Raw genomic sequence first — 15,234 nt, 5'->3', positions numbered from 1 at the left:
TGCTCCCCCGTCGTTCAGCAAATGACACCGGTCAGGGCGTGGCGGGCTTCTGCGCCGTGCCGAGGGCTTTGGGCGCTGCAGGCGCTGCCGTCTTCATCTTCTCCTCGATCCAGCCGGTGTAATTGGCCAGCCGCGTGTAGATGCCGTAGGCGTTCTTGTGGCCGCAGGCGGTGCTGCCGTCGGCCGGACCTTCGCCCCAGCTGACGACGCCAACCTGCACCGGACCATCGGCGCCGGTCATGAACAGCGGTCCGCCGCTGTCGCCATTGCAGGCGTCGCGCTCGCCGCTGACGGTGCCGGCGCAGATCATGTTGCCGGTCAGCGGATCGGCCATATCAGCAGCAATTGCATTGGCGGCCGCCTCGATGCTCCTTTCCGAGTAACGCATGCGGCGGGCGAGCTCGCCGAGCGCAGCCTTCAAATCACGCGCATAAATCGCCTTGATGCCGTTGTTGCAGGTTGCGTTCGGCTGGAGGTCCAGGTCGGCAACCATCAGCGCGGTGGGAAATGTTCCGTCCTGCATCTTGCCCCAGCCGGTGACCGTGGTCTTGCCGGCGTCGGGGGTCGGCTCACGGGCAATCTTGATGATCGGGGCATCGGCCGGCTCGGCCAGCCGGATCAGGCCGAGATCGTTGTCCAGCGTCTGCTCGCTGTAGCCCTCGTTGACGATGATCTCCACCGCCTTGTAGCGCTTGCCCTCGCTGAGATCGGTGGCGCCGGTGAGCACGGTGACTACATCAGGCGAAATCGGCTCGCCGTCGTCGTTGAGGCAGTGCGCCGCCGTCAGCACCCATTGCGGCGCGATCAGGCTGCCGCCGCAGAACTGGGCATTTGCCTGCGAGGCCGGACTTTCGTCCAGTTTGCCGGTGGTCAGCAACGCCACCTGGAACGGGTAGGCGCCCTTCTCGGCCTCTTTGCCGCCGTAGACGCGATCGGTGCCGTCGGGGTTCTCCGCCTTGGCTTTTGCCCTGGCCTCGACCACGCGTTTCATCGGCGAGATCGCCGCCTCCGGCCGGGCGGCCGCGTCCGTGGCATGAACGGAATTGACGACCGGCAAGGCCGCCGCGATGGCAAGCAGCGAGGCGGCAGCAATCGGTCTGAACCTGTGGATGATCTTCACCTCGAACCCCCTGAGACGATGTTCCGACAGATCGGCCTCGACGCGCGATCCACTGAAATGGGAACCGGCCGGTGAGCCGATCATGCGCCGATGTGGAGCGTGATCCGTCACAAAACCGAGTACCACTTTTGCTAAATCGTGGTGTCGAGCCAAACCCGCCCAAATCTATAATCCCCCACGGGCTATGTGGAAGCAATTTGTCGTTGCCAATGTTGGATTATTTTAGGCAGTATACCGTTGCGGGCATTTTTGGCGGGGACCTAAACTGGCTGCACTGAATAATGGCCCGGTAAAGGCGCCGGCAACCAAATTCATTTTTCGGCGCCACCACGATCTCGACAATATTTCTATATCTTGATCCAGTCCTTGCTGACTTTTGGGAGAGTCTCACCATGACAAAACTGACACAGTGCATTATTGCGTCCGCGTTGCTTTCCACCGCAATGTGGGCGGTTCCTGCCTTGGCTGCCGAGCCAGGTTCCGCCAACGCCGGCAACGGCGAAAGCATGCGTGACGTGACATCGGGCGATTACAAGCCTGGCCGGGCGAAACCGATCGCCCCGCCGAAACTGACCGAGGACGAGGCCAACCGCGCCGCGCCGCTCACCGACGAAGCAACGGCCGTCAAATCCTATGGCATCGTCGGCCGCTCCGCCGATGGCAAGGACATCAAGATCGATCCGAACGAGACGCTGAAGGACCTTGTCATCAGGGAAATGAACGCGCCCGCCGAGGGACAGAAGTCCGAGAATTCCGGGCTGAGCGGAGGCGAAGAGGCAGGCCGCCAGGTGTTCGGGACGGACGACCGAGAGCAGATCAAGAATACCAAAACCTACCCGTTCACCGCGATCGGCTACCTCGAAGGCAAATCGAAGAGCGGCAGCTATGGCAGCTGCTCGGCGACGCTGATCGGCCCGCGCACGGTGCTCACAGCGGCGCACTGTCTCTACAGCCACGAAGACAAGGCCTGGCTGGACGATATCCTGTTCGTGCCGGCTCTCAACGGCAAGACTGCCGACGACGCACCGTTCGGCGCCTTCACCTATGAAAGCGCCTATATCGTCCAGGGCTTCATCGACAATTATCAGGGCTTTTACGGCTCGGTCGTGCCATGGGATCTCGGCATCGTCACCTTGAAGCAGGATGTCGGCACCAACCTCGGCTGGCTGGGCTATGCCAATTATGTGGATCTCGGCGACTTCACCGCCAACATCGTCGGCTATCCCGGCGACAAGCCGATGGGCACGATGTGGAAGGCGACCTGCGAAGTGCTCGCCGAACACATCGCCACCGAGTATTTCCAGTACGACTGCGACACTTATCCAGGATCGAGCGGCAGCTCGGTCTACGCTTATGACAATGGCTCAAAGCAGCGCGTCATCACCGGCGTGAACGTGGCCGAGAGCCCGGATGCCAACACCGCCGTGCGTCTGAACGCCATCAACGTCCAGTGGATCAACAGCCTGTACAAATAGGCCTGCAGACTTTCCGCCGCGATCGTCGGGGCGGCTTATCTACTAGCCGCATTTCTGCGACGCCAAGTGTGATCACACTCGGCTGCAAAAATGCTCCAATCAAAGGCGGCGGCGGAGCATTTCCGTCGCCGGCTTCGCATTTTTCGGGGATTATCTGGACTGGGCCGAGGGTGGCGCCTGGCGGACATAGTTCTCGATTGGCTGGGCGAAAGTCGGTGAACCGGCCTTGCGCTCCTTGTCGATATAGCCGGCAAAATAGCTCCAGAAGGAAGCGGCATAGTCGCGGAAATAGGAGTCGGCGACCTCACGCGAGCACAGCCTGCCTTCGACGCAGAAGGACAGGCGGTTGAGGAAATAGACGATGCGGTCGAAATTGTCGCTGAACTCGGCAAGCGGCATGTCGCCGCCGGTTGCGCTCATCGCTTCGATGCCGATGCGTTGTCTGAACACCTGTTCCTCGGTCGGCGTCGGATTGGCACTGAGCAGATTGCCGTATTTGGCGTTGAGCGCCGCCAGGCGTTGCTTGAGGGCCCGTTGCGCCTGCTGGTAATCCTTGCTTTCCCAGAGCTCGACCAGCGACATCGTTTGCTCGACGCGCTTCTGCTCCTGGTTCGCCAGGAACTGGTAGACCGAAAAGATCAGGGTGAAGATGATCGCCAGGCGCACCAGCAATCCGGACCAGGCATAGACGAGCATGCGCCAGTCGCGATCGGTGAATGGGTTCGCCTCCTTCTTGACCTCGTGATTGCTCACCCACGGCAGGCCTTCGACGGTTTCCGGCAGCGACACCGGCTTCTTTTGCGGCACCGGCGCCGTCACTGCCTGCTGCGTTGCGTGGCCCCCCGCTTTCGTCATCCGCAGCTGTCCAGGTCTATGGTGGCGGACGGGTCGAGCACGATGCCCGGCGTCTCCAGCTTCTTCTTCAGGCAATCCAGCTGCGCCCGCGAAACGATGAACTGCACGTCAGGCGCCACCTGCGCCTTGCCCGGCGACGGCAATGGTTCGACCACGCCGCGGGAGGTGCAGCTGCTGAGATCGACGACGACGGCGGCGTTGCCGGATTTGGCGATCTGGTCGTACTGGTCGAGAAAGCAACTCGCCAGTTCGGAATTGATGACGACCTCCTTGGCGCAGAGGCCGCAAGTCTCGTCCGCCGAAGCATTGGCGGCCAGCAGCAGCCCGGCGACAAGGCCGGCGGTTGTTGCGCGCCACGAAAATACGGTCCTGTTCACGAACGCCCTCATCCGTTCCGTTCGGCCGCCGACAGCGGCGGTCGAAGAATGTTCATTATCAGCCGATTAGGCAAGAGGCCCGGCCGGGGCACCTGACCCCGCCTCAGGCGCGCGGCACCGTCTCCATCGGGAAGATCATCACGGCGCCCTTCGGTCCCTTGTCGTCGGTGAGCCGCATGGCCGAACGCGTCGCCGGCGCCCTGCCGATATCGGCCAGCATATCGGAGAAGTTTGGTTGTCCAAGTCCGCGCGTTACAGAGACAACGCCCTCTTGCGCCAGGAAACTCAGATCCTGCTTCTCGCTCTGCGGCGGTGCTTCGGTCAAGACGGCGATCATCCGCTCCATGCCGAAGCTGGTGTCGGTGAATTTGAACAGGCCTTCCTCGAGCACGGCGCCTTCGGTCAGGCGCTCGGCAAGAAAAAGCTGGATGGAATAGTCGGAGCCGACATAGAGCACGTTGATGTCGACCAGGTTGGTCGAACCGTTCCTGGCCAGCACGTGGACCTGATCGTCGGGCGAAACACGCGGCACCGTCGACGGTTCGATCGGCTGCAGCGTGTCGCTGTCAAAACGCTTGATCCGGAACTCGACGCTGACCTCTTCCGGCCGATAATCGGAAGCGGCGGCCAGCCTCGACAGGCCGATGGCGCGGAAGATTTTCGTCAGGTTCTTGGCCGCGGCATCGACCAACTTTTCGCGGCCGTCCGGATGAATGACGATCATCGGCGGCTTGCTGCCCTCCTTGAGCGTCATGTCGCCCGAAGCCGGCAGGAACCACAGCGCCGGCGCGTCGGTGGCATCTTCGGCGGCGCCGGCAATGGCGTTCTCGCGCAGCACGGCGAGACGCAGATCTGCGCTCTTGCCCGGCTCGACCAGCGCGATGTGGAACCCTGAGTTCTCCCTGGCCGCCAGATCGTCGAGAACCGAGTTCGCCAGCGCGGCCTCTTTCTCGAGGCCGTTGGTCGCCGCCGGCCGCGCAATCACGAGCTTGTAGTCGACGGCGAGCTCGGCGAGCCGGGCATAGGCATTGGCGGGGATGTCGGCCAGCTTGATCGCCGGCTTGCCGCCGAACTCGACCGGCTTGACCCGGCTTTCCAGGTTTTTCGCCGACTGCACCTGGAGATAGCCAAGCGCGTCCGACAGCGGCGACAGCGCCGAGGGCAATATTGCGAGCCTGCTGCCTGGGGTGAGGCGATGCAGCAGTCCGGCGCTGATCGTGGCTTTGTCGTTCTCGATGACGATCGGCCATTGCATGACCGCGTCTGTCTTGTCGGTGCCGAAGACGCGGGCGTCGAGTTCCCCTTCGAACAGCGGCGTCGGCCGGGTGCGGCCGTCCGCCGAATATTGCTGCAGCACGGCCTGGCCGAGCTGGCGGTAGGTGATGTTGGGATTCTCGGCCAGTTTCGACAGGATGGTGAAGGTGAACAGCCCGAATCGAGGCGCATCGGCCGTGCCCTTGGGCAGCGGCATCTCGGGCGTCGTCTCCACCGTCTGCGCCGCGTAGAAGGCGACCAATTTGCCTTTGGTGGTCGGCTCGGCGCCGGTCGGCGTCAGCTTGAAGGCTGGCTTGCGCTGCCCGTCCTCGTCAAAGCCGCGCGGCGCGGCCGACGCAATCGCGTCATAGGCTTTCACCGCAGCCGCCCTGGCAGCGTCGCCGCCGCCGACCAGATCGGCGAACTCGACCTTGCGTTCCAGCTCGTCGTCGACCTCGGCGGCGCGCGTCGCAGTGCCGGAATGGCAGCAGTCGAATACGGCCCAGATAAAGGCGCCCTTGTCGCGGATAGCGTCGAGCGCGGTGCCGATCTCGTTGTCGACCAGCGCATTGGGCACGCCCGTTTCGCGGTTGACCCATTTGTCGATGTCGGACGGCAAGAAAATCTCGTCGAGGCCGTCCGTCTCGTCGCCCTTGTTCGCCGCCGGCTGCTGCGCGCCGTGACCGGACAAATGCAGGTAGACGAAATCGTCACGCTGGACCTTGGCGGCAAGGTCGGCGAGTGCTGCCTTGATCGCCGCATGTGTCGGCGGTCCGTTGGCGCCTTCGACATCCTTGGCGAGCAGCGCGACGTTTTCGGCTGAAAACTTCACCGGCGCGGGCGTGTACTTCAGGAGGTAATCGCGCACCAGGCCGGCATCGTTCTTCGGTCCGATCAGCCAGTTCTTCTTCGGCAGGTTCGGATAATCGGTGCAGGCAACAAGCAGCGCATGGTAGGTGCGCGCCGCTGCGAATGCCCGAAACGGCACCAGGCCGGCAGCGGCCAGCGCGGACGTGCCGGCAAGCAGCGTCCGCCGCGTCACTTTGATCATGATTGCTTCCCCAAGCCCGATCGAATTTCCAAGCACGGCCAGCCTGGCCGAGGATGTCAGTATTTTGAATATGGCGTCGCCGGTCTGCCGACCATCGGCTGCGATACAAACAGTAGCAAAAAAGGCAGTTCGTCGCTATCTCAGTGGAAGAGGCCGGATTGCATGCCTAATGGCAGCGATCGGCACGGAGCGGCTTGGAACGGGATCATGGCGGCAAGGGATGTACTGACGAAGAACCAGCTTTGCGTGCTCGAGAAACTCGAGGCCGCCAGCGGACCGCTCAGCGCCTATACTTTGCTCGACCAATTGCGCGAGCGCGGTTTTCGCGCGCCGCTGCAGGTCTACCGGGCGCTCGACACGCTGGTGAAATCCGGCTTCGTGCACAGGCTCGAAAGCCTCAATTCCTTCGTCGCCTGTGCCGAGCCGCACGACCACAGCCATTCGATGACGGCGTTTGCTATCTGCGACACCTGCGGCCAGGTGACCGAGTTCTCCGACCACGATGTCGGCCACCGGCTCGACGAATGGGTGCGTTCGACCGGCTTCGCCGCCAAGAAGGCGGTGATCGAGTTTCGTGGGACATGTGCGAAGTGTTTGGCTGAAGCGGCTTGAAGGCCGGTTAGGCCGCAACATAGCGGTGGCGACCTTTTGATGTCGGCAGGACAGAGGGGGCGCGAAAGATCGCTACAGATTACAATTGGTCGGCCGCGGACGTCCGCACGCTAATGCGCCTCTTCCCAGTTGTCGGCGGCGCGGGCGTCGACGTGCAGCGGCACCGACATCGACACCGCCGGCATGGCGGCGTTCTCCATGACGTGGCAGACGACCGGGATCGTCGCCTCGACCTCGGCTTCGACGGTCTCGAAGACCAGCTCGTCATGCACCTGCAGCAGCATGCGGGCGGAAAGCCTGGCTTTGTCCAGGGCATCGTCCATGCGGATCATGGCGCGGCGGATGATGTCGGCCGCGGTGCCCTGCAGGCGGGCGTTGATCGAGGCGCGCTCGTTGAAGGCACGGACCGAAGGATTTGACGATCTGATTTCCGGATAGTGGATGCGGCGGCCGAAAATGGTTTCGACATAGCCGTGCTCGCGGGCATAGGCCTTGGTCGCATCGATATAGTCGCGGATGCCGGGGAAACGCTCGAAATATTTCTTGATGTAGTCGCCGGCTTCCTCGCGCGCGATCGACAGCTGGTTGGCGAGGCCAAAAGCGGAAATGCCGTAGATGATGCCGAAATTGATCGCCTTGGCACGGCGGCGCACTTCCGAAGGCATGCCCTCGACCGGCACGTTGAACATTTCAGACGCGGTGATCGCGTGGATGTCGGCGCCGTCGGCGAAGGCCTGCTTGAGCTGCGGGATTTCGGCGACGTGGGCGAGCACGCGCAGCTCGATCTGGCTGTAGTCGGCGGAAACCAGCTTGTTGCCCTTTTCGGCAATGAAGGCCGTCCTGATCTTTCGGCCCTCGACGGTGCGCACCGGAATGTTCTGCAGATTGGGATCCGAGGACGAAAGCCGCCCGGTCGTCGTCGCGGCAAGCGCGTAGGAGGTGTGGACGCGCTTGGTGTCGGGATGGATGAAGCCGGGCAGCGCATCGGTATAGGTCGATTTCAGCTTGGTCAGCTGGCGCCAGTCGACGATCTTGCGCGGCAATTCATGGCCTTCGGCGGCGAGGTCTTCGAGAAGCTGCGCCGAGGTCGACCACTGGCCGGTCTTGGTTTTAGAACCGCCGGGCAGGCCCATCCTGCCGAACAGGATGTCGCCGAGCTGTTTTGGCGAGCCGATGTTGATGCGTTCGCCGACCAGCTGGTAGATTTCGTCCTCGAGCCGTGCGGCACCCTGTGCCAGTTCGCCGGAGAGCCGCGACAGAATCTGCCGGTCGACGGAGATGCCGCGCTGTTCCATCCGCGCCAAGACCGGCACCAGCGGCCGTTCCAGCCGTTCATAGACCGAGACCAGGCCCTTGGCGGCAAGCCGTGGCTTCAGCACCTGCCAGAGCCTGAGCGCGACGTCGGCGTGCTCGGCGCCGTAAGCCGTCGCCTTGCCGAGGTCGGCCTGATCGAGGCCGACGAAGCTTCTTCCCGAACCGGCCAATTCCTTCAGCGGAATGGTCGCGTGGCCGAGCCATTTATCGGCCAGCGCCTCCAGGCCGTAGCCACCGTGGGTGCCGGCCTCGAGCACGTAGGAGATCAGCATGGTGTCGTCATAGGGGCCGATCTCGATGCCGTGACGGCTCATGATGACTAGGCGGTATTTCATGTCGTGCACGATCTTGAGGACGGATTTGTCCTCGAGCAGCGGCTTGAGCAACGCCAGCGCGTCGCGGACCGGGACCTGGTTTTCGACCGCGCCGCCGCCGAGCAGGTCGCCATTGCCGTTTTTATGGGCAAGCGGCACATAGGCGGCATGGCCAGGCGCGACGGCCATGGCAAGGCCGATCAGTTCGGCCCGCATCGGATCGGGCGAGGAGGCCTTAACGTCGAAGGCGACGATGCCTCTCTCCATCGCCTCGGCGATCCAGACCTTCAGCGTCGCGGCATCGCGGATGCAGGCGTAGGCGCTGGTGTCGATCTTGCGGGTGGTGGCAGCCTCCAGGCGAAGCGCCGAAAGCAGGGATGGGGTGTCGCCTTGCTTGGCTGCAGCCGGGGCTTCGAGCGCCGCTTCGTCCGGCGGCGGCGCGCTCTCGGCGGCGGCGGGCAGGCCAAAACCCATATCGGGGCCATGCGCGGTATCGGCACGCTCTATGGTGACGGGAGTGGCTGGAACATCGCCCGCGTCGGTTCCGGTCGCTTCGGCCACGCGGCGGGTCAGCGTCGAGAATTCCATGGTCTTGAGAAAGCCGATCAGCCTGGGGCCGTCCGGCGCATGCAACACGAACTCGTCAAGCCCTTCGGTCACCGGCACGTCGTTCTTCAACCTCACCAGGTCACGCGAAATGCGCGCCTTGTCGGCATTGGCGATGATCGATTCGCGCCGCTTGTCCTGCTTGATCTCGCCGGCGCGGGCAAGCAGCGTGTCGAGGTCGCCGAACTGTTCGAGCAATTGCGCCGCCGTCTTCGGCCCGATGCCGGGCACGCCGGGCACATTGTCGACCGAATCGCCGGTCAGTGCCTGCAGGTCGATCATCTTCTCCGGCGGCACGCCCCATTTCTCGATCACCTCGGAAACGCCTATCTGGCGGTCCTTCATCGGGTCGTACATGGCAACCGTTGGGCCGACCAGTTGCATCAGGTCCTTGTCAGAGGAGATGATGGTGGTGTCGGCGCCGGCTTCGCCGGCAAGCCGGCAATAGGTGGCGATCAAATCGTCGGCCTCGTAGCCTTCCGTCTCGAGGCATGGCAGGTTGAAGGCCCTGGTCGCCTGGCGGATCAGGCCGAATTGCGGGATCAAATCTTCCGGCGGCGCCGAGCGGTTGGCCTTGTATTCGGGGTAGAGGTCGTTGCGGAAGGTCTTCGACGAATAGTCGAAAATCACGGCGAAATGCGTCGGCACGATGCCGACATCGGTGTTGCGGGCGTCCTGCGTCAGCTTCCAGACCATGTTGCAGAAGCCGAGCACGGCACTGGTCGGCAGCCCGTCGGACTTGCGGGACAGCGGCGGCAGCGCGTGATAGGCACGGAAGATGTAGCCGGAGCCGTCGACAAGGAAGAGATGATCGCCTTTTTTCATGGCACGAGGGATAGCGCGGCGCAGCGCCGCGGTCCATGCCAAAGGCGGCTTGCGCCAAGGGTTCCGGCAACACCCTGACAAATGGCGTGCGAGCTTGGCCGGCCCTGGCGCTTGGCCGCAGCTTTGTTCGCTCACGCCTATGTTACAAAAGTGTAATTTTTGTGCCCTTGAATCGCCACGTTCGCAGACACAGATAAAACGCATCGGCAGTTTTCGCCGAAGTCCGGAGCAAGGCCCGTCCCCCGCCTATCCCGGACACTTGCGGCAGCCTATCCCCCCTCTCCGGGCTGCCGCATCGTTTCGAGTAAAGGCCGCCGTGGTTCCCCTCCACCACGGCGGCATTTTTTTGCCGTTGGACAGGAAGCTGTGGCCCAACGGTCGCGGGCTTTCCGTTTCGCCGCATGGGCTCTAGATTTGCCGCCAGAATCGAAAGGCCCGCCAGATGTCCGCAGTTTCCCCTGTTCTCGACCGCCTAGACAAGAACTTCGACCAGAGCCTGGAACGGCTGTTCGGCCTGCTCGGCATCAAGTCGATCTCCACCGATCCGGACTACGCCGCCGACTGCCGCAAGGCCGCCGAATGGCTGGTCGCCGAGCTCAAGCTGATCGGCTTCGACGCCAGCTTGCGCGACACGCCGGGGCATCCGATGGTGGTCGCGCATCACGATGGGCCGGCGGGCGCGCCGCATCTGTTGTTTTACGGCCATTACGACGTCCAGCCGGTCGATCCGATCGAGCTGTGGGAAAGCGACCCGTTCGCGCCGGCGGTCAAGGAGATCGGGCCCGGCCACAAGGTGATCACCGGCCGCGGCGCGGCCGACGACAAGGGCCAGCTGATGACCTTCGTCGAGGCCTGCCGGGCGTGGAAGCAGGTGCATGGCGGATTGCCGTGCCGAATCACAATCCTGTTCGAGGGCGAGGAGGAGTCCGGATCGCCGTCGCTGAAGCCGTTTCTCGAGGCGAATGCGGATGAGCTCAAGGCCGATTTCGCGCTCGTCTGCGACACCGGCATGTGGGACCGTGATACGCCGTCGATCTGCGTCTCGCTGCGCGGGCTGGTCGGCGAGGAGATCACGGTGACTGCCGCCGACCGCGACCTGCATTCCGGGCTCTATGGCGGTGCGGCCGCCAATCCGATCCGCGTCCTGGCAAAGATCCTGGCCGACATCCACGATGCCGATGGTCACGTCACCATTCCAGGTTTTTATGACGGCGTCGAGGAAACGCCGTCGCAGATATTGCAGTCGTGGCTGTCGCTCGGCGAGACGGCCGAGACCTTCCTCGGCCCGATTGGCCTGTCGATTCCGTCCGGCGAAAAGGGCCGCTCGGTGCTCGAGCTCACCTGGGCGCGACCGACGGCCGAGTTCAACGGCATTATCGGCGGCTATACCGGCAAGGGCTTCAAGACGGTGATCGCCGCGCAAGCCTCGGCAAAAGTCTCCTTCCGCCTGGTCCACAAACAGGATCCGGAAAAAATCCGCGCCGCCTTCCAGGCATTTGCCAGGCAGCGCGTGCCAGCGGACTGCTCGGTCGAATTTCATCCGCATGGCGGCTCGCCGGCAATCCAGCTTTCCTACGACTCGCCCTTCCTGGCCAAGGCCAAGCAGGCGCTGTCGGACGAATGGCCGAAGCCGGCGGTAATAACCGGCGGCGGCGGCTCGATCCCGGTGGTCGGCGATTTCCAGACCTATCTCGGCATGGAATCGCTGCTGGTCGGTTTCGGCCTCGACGATGACCGCATCCACTCGCCGAACGAGAAGTACGAGATGAGCTCCTTCCACAAGGGCCAGCGCTCCTGGGCGCGCATTCTCGAGGCGCTGACACGCTGAAATTGCGCCAGACTCAAGTTTTTGTTGATTTTTCGCCGGATCGCGGCAAGGACGGGCACGGTCCGTCGCGCATCGCTGCACGGGGCCGCGACCGGAGAAGACGATGAGCGACATACGTTTCCACAAAAACGATCTGCCCGGCCTGCTGCATTACGATGTCGGGGCGGTCGCCATCGATACCGAGACGCTAGGGCTGAACCCGCATCGCGACCGGCTCTGCGTCGTGCAGATCTCGCCGGGCGACGGCTCGGCCGACGTCATCCAAATTGCGCCCGGCCAGAAGAAGGCGCCGAACCTCGTCAGCCTGCTCAAGAACCGCAGCATCACCAAGCTTTTTCATTACGGCCGCTTCGATCTCGCCGTGCTCTACAACGCCTTCGGCGTCATGCCGGAGCCGGTGTTCTGCACCAAGATCGCGTCGCGGCTGACGCGCACCTACACCGACCGGCACGGGCTGAAGGACATCTGCTTCGAGCTTCTCGGGGTCGGCCTGTCGAAGGCGCAGCAATCATCCGACTGGGCAGCCGAGACGCTGTCGCCTGAGCAGCTCGAATATGCCGCCTCCGACGTGCTCTATCTGCACCGACTGCGCGACGTACTGAGCGCGCGTCTGGCGCGCGACAACCGGACCAGGGAGGCCGATGCCTGCTTCCGCTTCCTGCCGACGCGTGCGAAACTCGACCTGATGGGCTGGGATGAAGAGGACATCTTCGCCCACAGCTAATGGCCTTCTGGCACTTTAACGCCGTCGGCCGGGAGGAATTGAAATGGCTGCGCGAAAACCAATCGAGACGGCACCCAAGGACGGTTCCAAGGTCACCGTCTACTGGCAGGACAGCGACGGCGTGATGAACGAGAGCATCGCGCAATACCGTTCGCTCGACCGGCTGAAGGCGGCCGGCGGCGACTGGGACGAAAGCGATGCCGGCTGGTGGGCCTATACCGACGGCCATACGCAAAGGAAGATCGAGCCAATCAGCTGGCGGCCGGCCTCCGACGATCCGGACGCCGACGACTGAGGGTTGTCGCAACCGCCGAACTGAAGTGATTATTCTGAGGCAAGGCATATTTTGTTCTTGCTTTGTGCCGGCAGCTATGCTACTAATCTCGCTATGGTGCTCATTGGCTCCAAGGACCCGTCCGCCGAGGCGGGTTTTTCATTTCCGGCTTTGGCGCTGTCGCGGGCCGCGCCTGTTCCGCAAACGGTTGAATACACTTTACTTCGATTTTTCCCGGCTTAACCCGCCCTTAAATCGCCGCATCTAGTCTTCAACCCGAACGCCATAGGCATCGGGAAGACAGCACAGCGCATGGCGAACCGGAAAGACAGCCGCATCGAGCCCAGCTTCGAGGCATCGCCGGGGGCGAGATCTTCGGCCGGTTTTTCGGTGAGCGAGGAGGACCGCGTCGTGCCGAGCAACCGTAAAGCCGCTGCAAAGCGCAAATCGACCAAGGCCAAGCCGTCTCGTGGCGGGCGCGGCAAAAGCCGGCGCGGCGTGTTCGGCGTGCTTGGCCGGCTGTTCTACTGGTGCTTCGTGCTGGCCATCTGGGGCGGCATCGCCACTGCCGGCATCGTCGTCTATTACGGCGCGAAAATGCCGGCGGCCACCACCTGGGCCATTCCCGATCGCGCCCCCAACATCAAGATCGTCTCGGTCGACGGTCAGCTGCTTGGCAATCGCGGCATGAGCGGCGGCGAGGCCGTCGGCCTGCACGAAATGTCGCCCTATATTCCCGAGGCCGTCATCGCCATCGAAGACCGCCGCTTCTATTCGCATTTCGGCATCGACCCGATCGGCCTTTCCCGGGCCATGGTGACCAATGTGCTGGGCGGACATTTTTCGCAGGGCGGCTCGACGCTGACCCAGCAGCTGGCCAAGAACCTGTTCCTGACGCCGGACCGCACGCTGGAACGCAAGGTGCAGGAAGTGCTCTTGGCGCTCTGGCTGGAGCACAAGCATACGAAGGACCAGATCCTCGAAATGTACCTCAACCGGGTCTATTTCGGCTCTGGCGCCTATGGTGTCGAAGCAGCCTCGCGCCGTTATTTCGGCAAGAGCGCGCGTGACGTCACGCTGTCGGAGGCGGCACTTCTCGCCGGCCTGCTCAAGGCGCCGTCGCGGCTGTCGCCAGCGCGCGACCCGAAGGCGGCCGAGCAGCGCGCGCAGCTGGTGCTCGCTGCGATGCGCGACGAGGGCAAGATCAGCGCTAAGGAGCAGACCACGGCGATGAGCGCGCCGGCGACACGCGCGCCATCCTACTGGACCGGCTCGGAAAACTACGTCGCCGACACCATCATGGAAGAACTGCCCGACCTGATCGGCGACGTGCGCCGCGATATCGTCGTCGACACAACAGTCGATCTGACGCTGCAGAAGCTCGCCGAGCAATCGATCCGCCGGCTGATCGACCAGAGCGGCAAAAAACTCAATGTCAGCCAGGGCGCGCTGGTGTCGATCGACAATTCCGGCGCGGTGCGCGCGATGGTCGGCGGTTACGACTATTCGACCAGCCAGTTCGACCGCGCCTCGGAAGCGCGCCGGCAGCCGGGCTCGGCGTTCAAGCCGTTCGTCTATATGGCGGCGCTGGAATCCGGCCGCACGCCCGACAGCGTGCGCAACGACGCGCCGATCAAGATCGGCAACTGGACGCCCGACAATTACGGCGGCAAATATTTCGGCAAGGTGACGCTGGCGACGGCGCTGGCAAAATCACTGAACTCGGTGGCCGCGCAGTTGACCATGGAAGTCGGGCCGAATGCGGTGGTCGAGGCGGCGCACCGCATGGGCATTCAGTCCGAGCTGACCGCCAACACCTCGATCGCGCTGGGCACCTCGGAAGTGACGCCGCTGGAACTGACCTCGGCCTATGTTCCCTTCGCCAATGGCGGTTACAAGCCGGACATCCATTTCATCCGCCGGGTCACGACGAGCGACGGCAAGGTGCTCTACGAAAACAATGGCGGCGGTGCGCCGCGCGTCGTCAAGCCCGATGTCGTGGGGATGATGAACTCGATGATGACCGGCACGGTCGAGATCGGCACTGCCAGGAAGGCGGCGTTCGCCTGGCCGGCGGCCGGCAAGACCGGCACCAGCCAGAATTCGCGCGACGCCTGGTTCATCGGCTATACAGCCAATCTGACCACCGGCGTCTGGTTCGGCAACGATGACGGCAGCGCGATGAAGAAGGTCACCGGCGGCGCGCTACCGGCGCAGGCCTGGCACGAGTTCATGGTCGCCGCGCATGAGGGCGTGCCGGTGCGGCCGCTGCCTGGAACCTGGAAGTCGACGCCGCCCGACACCATCGTGCCGGACGAGATACCGTCCGATACGGCGCCGCCGGCGCCGGTCGCTTCCGTCGGCCAATCGGCGCCGCCAACAGCAGCTACCCAGCCGGCCTCGCGTCCCGTGCGTCCTGCCGAGACGGTCGATGCCGGCGGCCTGGCCATGCCGGGCGTCGACAGCGCCACCGCATCGATCAAGCACCCGGTGCCGCCCGGCGAAGTCGGCGGACCGGTCAAGAAGCGGCAGACCTCGATATTGGATATTCTGACAGGCGGCTGAGGCTGATCCCCCTCGCAACCGCGACCGCGTTCCGCTACAT

11 protein-coding genes are annotated in these 15,234 nt (G+C 63.5%); 6 read left to right on the top strand and 5 right to left on the bottom strand.

Annotated elements, in window-relative coordinates:
* Positions 1 to 31: 31 nt before the first annotated feature.
* The gene (locus NKH17_RS04940; protein ID WP_352970257.1) at positions 32 to 1,246 is read right to left on the bottom strand and encodes a S1 family serine peptidase; all 1,215 of its coding nucleotides are present in this window, start codon (positions 1,244 to 1,246) and stop codon (positions 32 to 34) included.
* Between the two features lie 266 nt (positions 1,247 to 1,512).
* On the opposite strand from NKH17_RS04940, the gene NKH17_RS04935 reads away from it, so the two are divergent.
* Positions 1,513 to 2,595, top strand: a complete 1,083-nt coding sequence (locus NKH17_RS04935) for a trypsin-like serine peptidase (protein ID WP_352802212.1) — start codon at positions 1,513 to 1,515, stop codon at positions 2,593 to 2,595.
* Between the two features lie 150 nt (positions 2,596 to 2,745).
* On the opposite strand, the gene NKH17_RS04930 is transcribed toward NKH17_RS04935, so the two are convergent.
* The 3 genes from NKH17_RS04930 to NKH17_RS04920 form a co-directional block, all read right to left on the bottom strand.
* Positions 2,746 to 3,450 (bottom strand): DUF4760 domain-containing protein, encoded by a 705-nt coding sequence (locus NKH17_RS04930; protein ID WP_352802210.1) that lies wholly within the window; start codon positions 3,448 to 3,450, stop codon positions 2,746 to 2,748.
* A complete protein-coding gene (locus tag NKH17_RS04925; RefSeq protein ID WP_352802208.1) occupies positions 3,447 to 3,827 on the bottom strand; it encodes a hypothetical protein in 381 nt (126 codons plus the stop codon). The genes NKH17_RS04930 and NKH17_RS04925 overlap by 4 nt, the downstream gene beginning before the upstream one ends.
* Positions 3,828 to 3,930: 103 nt before the next feature.
* A complete protein-coding gene (locus tag NKH17_RS04920) occupies positions 3,931 to 6,132 on the bottom strand; it encodes a caspase family protein (protein WP_352897533.1) in 2,202 nt (733 codons plus the stop codon).
* A gap of 207 nt (positions 6,133 to 6,339) precedes the next feature.
* Here NKH17_RS04920 and NKH17_RS04915 point away from each other — a divergent pair, with 207 nt between their 5' ends.
* Positions 6,340 to 6,744, top strand: a complete 405-nt coding sequence (locus NKH17_RS04915; RefSeq protein WP_023675234.1) for a Fur family transcriptional regulator — start codon at positions 6,340 to 6,342, stop codon at positions 6,742 to 6,744.
* A gap of 110 nt (positions 6,745 to 6,854) precedes the next feature.
* On the opposite strand, the gene polA is transcribed toward NKH17_RS04915, so the two are convergent.
* The gene (polA, locus tag NKH17_RS04910; RefSeq protein WP_352897531.1) at positions 6,855 to 9,803 is read right to left on the bottom strand and encodes a DNA polymerase I; all 2,949 of its coding nucleotides are present in this window, start codon (positions 9,801 to 9,803) and stop codon (positions 6,855 to 6,857) included.
* 442 nt (positions 9,804 to 10,245) lie between these two features.
* Between polA and NKH17_RS04905 the strand changes: the two genes are divergently transcribed.
* From NKH17_RS04905 to NKH17_RS04890, 4 genes are all read left to right on the top strand, one after another.
* Positions 10,246 to 11,631, top strand: coding sequence for a M20/M25/M40 family metallo-hydrolase (locus NKH17_RS04905; protein WP_352476389.1), 1,386 nt, complete (start codon positions 10,246 to 10,248; stop codon positions 11,629 to 11,631).
* A gap of 103 nt (positions 11,632 to 11,734) precedes the next feature.
* On the top strand, positions 11,735 to 12,355 hold the full coding sequence (locus tag NKH17_RS04900) for a ribonuclease D (protein WP_023675237.1): 621 nt from the start codon (positions 11,735 to 11,737) through the stop codon (positions 12,353 to 12,355).
* A gap of 43 nt (positions 12,356 to 12,398) precedes the next feature.
* Positions 12,399 to 12,650, top strand: coding sequence for a hypothetical protein (locus tag NKH17_RS04895; protein WP_352448348.1), 252 nt, complete (start codon positions 12,399 to 12,401; stop codon positions 12,648 to 12,650).
* A gap of 291 nt (positions 12,651 to 12,941) precedes the next feature.
* Positions 12,942 to 15,194, top strand: coding sequence for a transglycosylase domain-containing protein (locus tag NKH17_RS04890; RefSeq protein WP_352476390.1), 2,253 nt, complete (start codon positions 12,942 to 12,944; stop codon positions 15,192 to 15,194).
* Positions 15,195 to 15,234 lie beyond the last annotated feature (40 nt).

Source organism: Mesorhizobium sp. M1334, from assembly GCF_040317995.1.
Taxonomy (GTDB): domain Bacteria; phylum Pseudomonadota; class Alphaproteobacteria; order Rhizobiales; family Rhizobiaceae; genus Mesorhizobium.
Note: the sequence above shows the minus strand (reverse complement) of the source record. Positions and strands in the feature narration are given on the sequence as shown.